The sequence below is a fragment of the Barnesiella sp. CU968 genome (assembly GCF_905219685.1).
GTDB lineage: Bacteria > Bacteroidota > Bacteroidia > Bacteroidales > Muribaculaceae > Lepagella > Lepagella muris_A.
In genome coordinates this window covers 1-4,879 of sequence record NZ_CAJMXD010000226.1, presented here as the reverse complement: position 1 = coordinate 4,879, position 4,879 = coordinate 1, and the positions used below count along the sequence as shown (strand labels likewise).

Annotated in this window: 3 protein-coding genes and 1 pseudogene; 2 read left to right on the top strand and 2 right to left on the bottom strand. The window is 42.7% G+C overall.

Features of this window, described 5'->3' with window-relative positions; genetic code table 11:
* Together JX312_RS09175 and JX312_RS09170 are read left to right on the top strand one after the other, a co-directional pair.
* Positions 1 to 516 (top strand): annotated as a pseudogene (locus JX312_RS09175) (hypothetical protein); the annotation flags it as partial.
* Between the two features lie 389 nt (positions 517 to 905).
* On the top strand, positions 906 to 2,582 hold the full coding sequence (locus JX312_RS09170) for an OmpP1/FadL family transporter (protein WP_204457785.1): 1,677 nt from the start codon (positions 906 to 908) through the stop codon (positions 2,580 to 2,582).
* A gap of 80 nt (positions 2,583 to 2,662) precedes the next feature.
* On the opposite strand, the gene JX312_RS09165 is transcribed toward JX312_RS09170, so the two are convergent.
* Both JX312_RS09165 and JX312_RS09160 read right to left on the bottom strand, forming a co-directional pair.
* Positions 2,663 to 3,325, bottom strand: a complete 663-nt coding sequence (locus JX312_RS09165; RefSeq protein WP_204457784.1) for a tRNA1(Val) (adenine(37)-N6)-methyltransferase — start codon at positions 3,323 to 3,325, stop codon at positions 2,663 to 2,665.
* Between the two features lie 31 nt (positions 3,326 to 3,356).
* The gene (locus JX312_RS09160; protein ID WP_204457783.1) at positions 3,357 to 4,655 is read right to left on the bottom strand and encodes a DEAD/DEAH box helicase; all 1,299 of its coding nucleotides are present in this window, start codon (positions 4,653 to 4,655) and stop codon (positions 3,357 to 3,359) included.
* Positions 4,656 to 4,879 lie beyond the last annotated feature (224 nt).

Below are 4,879 nucleotides of genomic sequence, written 5' to 3'. Positions count from 1 at the left end.
GATTATCGACCCGGAGGAAGACTTCCCAACAGACCTGGTTCAAACTGGGCTTCCAATACCCGTCCCGGCGGAAATATCGGTCATCGTCCTGTTGGTCGTCCCGGTGGATCGAGAGTACCGCAATATGGGAATAATAATGCTTCAGACAGAAATATTTTCGGCGGCAGCTCGAACAACCACCATCGGTCATATGGCACACAGAACTCAAACGGAAGCTACCGTGTGAACTCAAACAGTTCAAATCGGCAGACTAACCGGAGAGGATATACCGTAAACAACAACGGTCACCGCACATATAATTCCAATTCGGGCAATTCGAATTCCAATAACCGCCGAACCTATAACAATTCGAATACCAATACAAACCGTAACAGTTATTACAATAATAACAGTTATAACTCGAACCGCAACAGCTACAATAGCGGAGGAAGTTTCAATTCCGGACGAGGATCAGGCGGATTCGGAGGCGGACACCGTAGCGGAGGTGGAGGCGGAAGTCGCGGACGCCACAGATAAACCTTTTGATTGCAGCGGCAAATTTCATTTGTCGCTGCAATCATTTTATCAACAAATACGTTATATTTATATAAATGCTTTGTGGTCTGATGAAATAGACTCTGAAACTTGTTAATTTTAACCGTTTATTAACGAATTGGATTTAAACAGTTTCTTAGAGTATGTTTAGTTTTAAATTATGTTAGCATAAAGATGTATTTTTTAGGGATTTCAGCAAGTTGAGAAAGGAGCAATCTCTGAATTGCGACTGCCGAAACTTGTCTGAAAGCACCAAAAAGACACTTTATGATGACTTAAAGAATTTCCAAAAGTCATTTTAGTTTAAATTCGTGTTAAAACTAAACATACTCTTAGACAATACAGTTTTAAGAAAACCAAAACTCATAATTATGAGAAAGCTATACTTCGTTTTATCCATGGGCTGCCTTGCAACCGGTGCTTTTGCACAAAGCGCGATAGATGCATATCGTTTTTCGCAGCCAGATTTGAGAGGGACTGCCCGTTTTATGGGAATGGGCGGTGCTTTCGGTGCTCTTGGCGGTGACCTCTCCACCTTGTCGCAGAATCCAGACGGTATCGGCGTTTACCGCAGTAACGAACTCGGTTTCACTCTTGACCTTGATGTTCAGAAATCCACTTCCGATGCAAGGGGGTTGAAGACATCCGACAACCAGACCAAATTTTATCTCGACAATATCGGCGGTGTGGCAACTATCAGATTAGGTAGCAGTGTCATACCTAATCTGAATTTTGGATTCACATATAACAAGGCTGTCTCTTTCAACCGTCGTTACAAAGGATCGATAGATAAGTTGCAGACATCGATGTCGAATTATATAGCCGGCATTGCCAACAATCAGGAACTTACAGTCCCTGATGTCGAAACTACTGACACTTATGACCCGTATAATCCTAATGACGGCGGCATTCAGGCTCCATGGCTTGCAATACTGGGTTATGATTCATATTTGATCAATCCCAAGGGAAATCCCAATAATCCATCCTGGATGGGTCAGTTCGGTGATAGAACATCAGGCAAAGCGAATTTTGATGTGACTGAGAGAGGAAGCGTTGATGAGTACAACATTGCATTCGGCGGAAATATATCTAACGTGGTGTACTGGGGAATGAACTTCGATATAATCAATTTTGATTATAGACTTGATGCAGGATACGGAGAGGATCTGACGGGTGCTTATGTATACAATCCGACAACAGATATTGTCGCTCCTACTGATTCCAGATGGCGCATGCGGAATGCGTACCGGGCGAATGGCACAGGCTTTAATTATCAGCTGGGAGTCATTGTGAAACCTATACAGGAACTACGTTTGGGTCTTGCCTTTCATACCCCTACCTGGTACAATCTGACAGAGACTTATTCCGCAGGAACATCCATGCAGTATTATGGACAGAATCTCAGCGCGTCAACTAACGATGGCTATCCCGGTAGTCAGGATTATAACTTCAATTCTCCATGGAAAGTTATTGCGAGCGTAGCCGGAGTGATAGGATCCAAATTCATCATCTCTGCCGACTATGAGTGGAATGGCTATAAAACCATGAAATTCTCCGAAGCCAACAATTATTATGGAGGTGGCGGATACTGGGATGATCCTTGGGATTACGATTATTATTCCGTGACACCTGCTGCCCTCAACAATGATCCTTACGCTTATGAGAATGAAGACATCAAGAATGTTTATCGCCATACCGACACATTCCGCATTGGTGCGGAATACAGGGTAACGCCCTCTTTCAGTGTCCGTGCCGGTTACAGTCATGTTTCGTCACCGGTAGAGTCAAAGGCAAAAAACAATGATATGACAATCTTTACTGTCGGCACTATCCCGAATTATAGATTTGACAATGATACAAACTACATCACTTGCGGTCTCGGATACCGTCACAAGGGATTCTATATAGATCTTGCCTATGTCTATAAACAGATGACTTCCGAGTATCATGCGTTCACTCCCGATCCGAAAAGCAGTTATCAGAGTCCTTCTGCAAAACTCACATTCAACAATTCCCGTATTGTGCTTTCAACAGGACTTAAATTCTGAGCGAACCCTTATTATAAAAAACGCGCCTGATGAGACATACATCAGGCGCGTTTCTATAATAATAACAAATTAGAAACTGCTTAAAATTTCAGATAGAAATCTTTACATAAAGACACATATTCATCTGAATATGTTCCGTCTGTATTTTCTATGGCAAGGTATTCGACAGTCTCCGGTAACGGTAGTTTGCTGAATTCCATAAACACCCGCTTGGGAGGTAGCCCTGTTCTTCCAGCCATTATCAGAGAACGCACTGTAAACAATCCGTAATTTTCTGCATCGGTTTTTAATTCCTCAATCTGGTCAAAAGGAACCACCATCCCTATTCTGCCGGCAGCCGACAGTATTGTTCTCCCCTTTTCAAGAATAACATGGGGTGAGAGAGTTCCTTGATGACGTGCTTTCAACCTAATGGATTCCGGCGTTTCAATGCCCGAACTGAAATATGGAGGATTTGAAACTATATAATCAAATTCCGAATGTCCTGCCTTGGTACCACAGAATTCAGTAAAATCTGACAATTCAGCCGACAGTCGGTCACACCAAGGTGATGTCGAGAAATTGGCATTGGATTCATCGACAGACTCTGCATCTATGTCAATTGCAAACACCTTGGCATCTTTATTCCTCTGTGCTGCCATAAGGGAAATCACACCGCATCCGCAACCTGCATCAAGTATGGACGTTGCGTACTGAAAATCCGCCCAGGACCCGAGTATAACGGCATCCACGCCAATTTTCATAGAGCTGCGGTGATGAAACACTTCAAACTGTTTAAACCGGAACGGTCTGTTGTGCCTGCTCATTTGAGGATCTGTTTCTGTCTTTTGAACCGTTTCGCCTTCTGTTATTCCGTTTGTTCTGTGATTGTCCGGAGGCTTTCCGGAAATGTCTCGTCTTGCCGTTTCTAATATTGGATTCGCGGCTCATACGGGGGGCTCCACCTAATTCGTCAGGCACCTCTTCTTTCGGAATATCCTTTTCAAGAAGTCTTTCAATCCTCTTGAGTTTAGAAAATTCCTCTGGTGAGACAAATGTAACCGCTCTACCGTCTCTGTCAGCACGTGCAGTCCTCCCGATCCGGTGCACATAATCTTCCGCCTCTCGGGGCACATCGTAATTCACAACCATTTCGATGTCATCGATATCAATGCCTCGTGCAAGAATATCGGTTGCGACTATGACCTGAATCTTCCCGGCTTTGAAATCAAGAATAACGTCGTCCCGCTTGGATTGGTCAAGGTCGGAATGCATCTCGGCAATCCTTATATTTTTATCTCTTAATTCCCGTGCGAGATTTTTGACCTTTAATTTTGATGATGAGAATACAATTACTCTCTGAGGCGGATTCTCTTCAAATATCTTTTTTAGAATAGGCAATTTCTGAGATTCATGACATATGTATGCAGACTGCCTGATTTTTTCGGCAGGTTTTGAGACTGCAAGTTTGATTTCTGCCGGGTTGTGTAAAATTTTGTTCGCCATCTGTTGTATCTTAGGTGGCATTGTTGCTGAGAATAGCAGAGTCTGCCTTTCTTTCGGGAGCTTCGATACGATCTGCATGATGTCATCGTAAAATCCCATATCAAGCATTCTGTCAGCTTCGTCAAGTATGAAGAATGAGACTTTAGACAAGTCTACATATCCCATGTTCAGGTGTGCCAGCAGTCTGCCCGGAGTTGCTATAACAACATCCGCTCCCATTTTCAGCGATTTTCTCTGCTGATCGTATGTATGCCCGTCTGTACCTCCGTATATCGCCATCCCGCTAACAGGCATAAAATAGGCAAATCCTTGCAACTGTCTGTCAATCTGCTGCGCGAGTTCTCTTGTAGGAGCCATTACCACGCAATTTATCGCATCTTCAGGGTATCCGCCGTCTGCAAGCATATTGATTACCGGCAACAGATATGCTGCTGTCTTACCGGTGCCGGTCTGTGCACAAGCCAGCAAATCATTTCCTTCCATTATAATAGGAATAGCTTGTTCCTGAATAGGAGTGCATTCGTCAAAATGCATATCCCACAAACCGTCAAGAACATCATCGTTTGTCAGAATTTCGTCGAATCTCATTATTTAAAACTGATTTTTTACAAAGGTAATTATAAATTGATTAATTAACAAAATTTAATACGAACATTAAATTGAGACAACAATACATATGGGATTGATAATAAAACCGATAGGATTGTATAACAGTTATGATGAGTATATTTTTTCAAAAACAGAGATTTCCCTGAAACTTTTTTGAAGCTGCCAATGTTATTTATACATCAACAATAATAGAACAACAACAA